Annotated in this window: 5 protein-coding genes and 1 tRNA gene; 4 read left to right on the top strand and 2 right to left on the bottom strand. The window is 67.5% G+C overall.

The window, feature by feature from the left end; translation table 11 throughout:
* The coding region (locus tag I5I_RS07800) for an AlbA family DNA-binding domain-containing protein (RefSeq protein ID WP_204365818.1) at positions 1 to 587 on the top strand (587 nt) is incomplete at its 5' end.
* Positions 588 to 730: 143 nt separating this feature from the next.
* Here I5I_RS07800 and I5I_RS07795 read toward each other — a convergent pair.
* Both I5I_RS07795 and I5I_RS07790 read right to left on the bottom strand, forming a co-directional pair.
* Positions 731 to 812 (bottom strand) — tRNA-Leu (locus I5I_RS07795).
* Between the two features lie 12 nt (positions 813 to 824).
* Positions 825 to 1,652, bottom strand: coding sequence for a formate/nitrite transporter family protein (locus I5I_RS07790; protein WP_036318249.1), 828 nt, complete (start codon positions 1,650 to 1,652; stop codon positions 825 to 827).
* A gap of 166 nt (positions 1,653 to 1,818) precedes the next feature.
* Here I5I_RS07790 and I5I_RS07785 point away from each other — a divergent pair, with 166 nt between their 5' ends.
* From I5I_RS07785 to I5I_RS07775, 3 genes are all read left to right on the top strand, one after another.
* Positions 1,819 to 2,040 carry a hypothetical protein gene (locus tag I5I_RS07785; RefSeq protein WP_036318248.1) on the top strand — a complete coding sequence of 74 codons (222 nt, stop codon included), beginning with the start codon at positions 1,819 to 1,821 and terminating at the stop codon, positions 2,038 to 2,040.
* Between the two features lie 90 nt (positions 2,041 to 2,130).
* On the top strand, positions 2,131 to 3,321 hold the full coding sequence (locus I5I_RS07780; protein ID WP_036318247.1) for a CpaF family protein: 1,191 nt from the start codon (positions 2,131 to 2,133) through the stop codon (positions 3,319 to 3,321).
* On the top strand, positions 3,318 to 4,073 hold a 756-nt coding region (locus I5I_RS07775), incomplete at its 3' end, for a type II secretion system F family protein (protein WP_036318251.1). The genes I5I_RS07780 and I5I_RS07775, both read left to right, overlap by 4 nt.

The raw sequence follows: 4,073 nt of genomic DNA, 5'->3' as shown, positions 1-4,073 counted from the left end.
CCGAAGGGCGGGACGTGTACGGAGAACAGAACACTATAGATATCGACAACGCCATCCGACGGTCGCAAGTTGAACTGGCCCACTACGAGCTCAAGCAGGGCATGCTGAGGCTTGATGAACAGCGAGCGGTTGACGATGACGCCATAGAGCGCGTGCTTCAGACCATTTGCGCGATCGCGAACAATGGTCCGGACCGAACGGGAACCATTCTGATCGGCGTTTCGGACAAGCCGGCGGACACCGCCCGGGTGCAATCGCTCGACGGAGTTCAGCCGCGCAAAGTCGGAAGCGCCCGCGACGTGGTTGGTGTGCTGCGCGAAGCCGTCGCGCTCGGTGAGTCGCCGGAACACTACGTGGCGCGTTGGAAGACTGCCATATCTCAGTCGCCGCTCAGCGAACCGTTGAAGACGGATGTCCTCTCGTCGCTTTCGTTCAATGACTACTACGGCCTCGGCGTCCTCGTCATCTCGATCCCGAGGCAGCGGGGGTTGTCGTTCTATGGCGAAGACGTCTACTGGCGCAACGGTGACTCCACGATGAAGGCCGAAGGGGCCAAACGCATCGCTGACATCGCCTCGCGCTTCTAATTGGCGCATTCACCAGGTACCTGGTTTGCCCCGTTGACTCCTTCGGCGTGAGAGTCTGACTCTATCCTTCCGTGCGTGTCCAAGGCGTGTCCACGACAGCATCGAAGCGCGAAAAAATCACTTTTGACCTGGGTTAATCTCCGTGCGGAAGGTGGGACTTGAACCCACACGCCCGAAGGCACAGGAACCTAAATCCTGCGTGTCTGCCGATTTCACCACTCCCGCGCGGGAGTCAGTCTATCCGGCGGCGTCGGCCGTTTCGGGGGCGTGGGTGTCGGTGAGCGCCGCACCGCGGGGGCGCCCGCCGACGATCCAGTAGCCGAGTCCGACGACGATGCCGCCGCCGACGAGGTTGCCGAGCCCCACCCAGAGCATGTTGTTCGCGAACAGCCCCCAAGTGAAGTGCGGGTCGCCGCTGAACAGGCCGATGCCGTAGGTGGTCATGTTCGCGACGACGTGCTCGAAGCCCGAGCTGATGAAGGCGAGGATCGCGGCGAAGATCAGCAGAATCTTGGCGACGTCGGAGCGCACGCGCGCGCACATCCAGATCGCGAGGCACACGAGCACGTTGCAGAGGATGCCGCGGACGAACAGCTGCAGCGGGCCCTCCTCGGCCTTCGCGGCGAGCATGTCGGCGATCATCTTGCCGGCGGGCGCGTTGGAATGCAGGATACCCGACGCGACGATCAGTCCGGCGAAGACGAGAGCGCCGACGAGGTTGGCGACGAAGGTGGCCGCCATGGTGCCGATCGCGCGCCACCACCCGACCGCGCCCATCAGGGCGCCCTGGGGGAGGATCATCATCGCGCTGGTCAGGAGGTCGGCGCCGGCGAAGACGACGAGGGTCAGGGCGACGCCGAACACGAGGCCGGCGACAAGTTTTGCGAGGCCGTCGCCCGCGGCGATGAGCGGTCCGGCGGTGGCGACCATCAGCACGACGCCGATGCCGATGTAGGCGCCGGCGAGCATGCCGGACACGGCGAAGCGGCCGGGGGAGCGCAGTCCGTCGGCCTTGTGGACCGCGGCATCGGCCTGCACCTGCAGGGTCTCGGGAATCGTGAGCACGACGGCAGTCTACGAAGAGTGGTCGGACCACAATGGGTGGTTGGGCTGTGGAAAATCGAGCACTGAGATGTGTACGGGTAGGTTCGGAGTGGAGCGTGCAGTGGCTCTCGCGTCGACGGCAGCGCGCCTGTGTCGTGTGTCGACCAGTGCAGAGAGGTGAGTATCGATGATGATGCCGGACGAGCATGAGGGCCGGCTTGGCTGGTTCGCCACCATCGCGCGGCCGGGCCCGCACTTTTTCGCCACAGCCCTCACGTTCGGAATGATCGTGATGGGCGTGGGGCTGAGCATCGCGGTTCCGGATGCCGCTCCCGCGGTCACCGTCGGCATCGCTATGCCTGCGTTGGCGTGGTGGTCCTGGATGATGCGCGCTTCCCGGTCGAGCTAGGGCCACACCGCGAAGAGAGCTGTCGCTGGACAGGCGTCGGGCTGTGGATATCTCTCACCTGCGGTGCGCCGACGATGCCACGATGCCGAGGTGAGCCCCTCCACGTACACGCCTGACGCGCCGCTCGTGTCGGCGGGGGCGTCGGCGAGCGTTGCGCAGGCGATCGCGGAACGTGTGCGCGACCGGCTTCGTGAGGAACAAGCCGATCCGCTCCGCCACCCCGATCGCGCCCACCAGGCGGCCGTAGCGGAGGTTCGCCGTCACAACGACTATGCCCTCGCCCGTGGGCTCGAGTTCGTCGACGACGAGGGCGCCGCCGTCCGCGACGTGCTTGCGCGGGTGACGGGCTACGGACCGTTGCAACCGCTGCTGGACGACCCGGAGGTCGAGGAGATCTGGATCAATGGTCCCGGTGCGGTCTTCGCGGCGCGCGCAGGGCGCAGCGAGCGCGTCCCGATGCGCCTCAGCGACGAGGCGGTGCGCGATCTCGTCGAGAAGATGCTGCACGCCACCGGACGACGGGTAGATCTCAGCCAGCCGTTCGTCGACGCGTCACTTCCGGACGGAAGCCGACTTCACGTCGTCATCCCCGACATCACGCGCTCGCACCTCGCCGTCAACATCCGCAAGTTCCTTCCCGCGCGGCGGAGCCTGGACGACCTCGTCGGCGCAGGATCGCTCCCCGCGCACGTCGCTGACATGCTGCGCGACGCCATGGTGGAGGGGCGAAACGTCCTGGTGTCCGGAGCCACACATGCGGGCAAGACGACGATGCTGGCGGCGCTTATCGGCGGGTGTCGCCCCGAGCAGCGGATCATCACGGTCGAGGAGACCTTCGAACTGGCAGTCACGGCTCCCGACATCGTCGCCCTGCAGGGGCGCCAGCCGAGTCTGGAGGGGACGGGCGCGGTGAGCCTGCGTCGCCTCGTGAAGGAGGCACTGCGCATGCGCCCCGATCGCCTGATCGTCGGGGAGGTCCGTGACGCGGAGGCGCTCGATCTCCTCCTCGCTTTGCATACCGGCGTGCCGGGCGCGGCGACGATCCACGCGAACAGCGCCGACGATGCCCTGTCGCGCCTGGCCACCCTGCCGTTGCTTGCGGGCCGCAACATCGACGCCGCGTTCGTCCAACCCGCTATCGCGACCGGCGTCCATCTTGTCGTGCACTGCCGGCGCGGCACCGGCGGTGAGCGATTCGTCGAGGAAGTCATCGAGACCACCGGTCGCATTCACGACGATCTCATCGACACCCGCGTCGTCTTTCGACGGGGCCGCTCATGACGGTCGTCTGGGGCGCGGTGCTCGCTGCCGGCATCCTCCTCGTCGTGTCGCCCTGGCTGTGGCCGGCGAACGAGCGCCGCGAGGCACCGCAGCGGGACGGTCGTGTATCGCGCATGCTCGATGAGGCGGGCTTCGCCCACGCCTCCACGATGCGCCCTGTGCTCATCGCGGCTGTTCTGTCTGCGTTGTTCTGCGCCATCAGTTGGCTGGTGACCGGACTCGGCGCCGTCGCGCTGGTCGCGGCGGCGGCTGGAGCGGCAGCGCCCTTCACGTGGCTCCGCGGGCGTGCGCGGCGGCTTCGGCGGTCACGCCGCGCGCTGTGGTCGGACGTGTGCGACCTCCTGATCTCGTCCGCCCGGGCCGGCATGTCGCTGCCGGATGCCGTGGCCGCTCTCGCCACGAGCGGACCCCCTCCGCTGCGACCCGCGTTCGACCGGTTCCGCGTCGACATGGCCGCATCGGGACACTTCGACTCCAGCGCACTCCGCCTCAAGGCAGCCCTCGCCGATCCGGTGGCCGACCGGATCATCGAGACGCTCCGCATGGCACGCCAGGTCGGAGGGACCGAGCTGACCGCCGTGCTTCGTGCGCTCTCGGCATCCGTGCGGGCCGACGCCACCCTCCGCGCCGAAGTCGAGGCGCGACAGTCATGGGTGCGTGGAGCAGCGGTCGTCGGTGTGGTCGCACCCTGGATCGTTCTGGGTCTGCTGGCGCTTCGCCCCGAAGGTGCCAGCGCGANTGCGGTCCCGCGG

The organism is Microbacterium sp. B24, from assembly GCF_000333415.1.
Lineage (GTDB): Bacteria > Actinomycetota > Actinomycetes > Actinomycetales > Microbacteriaceae > Microbacterium.
Note: the sequence above shows the minus strand (reverse complement) of the source record. Positions and strands in the feature narration are given on the sequence as shown.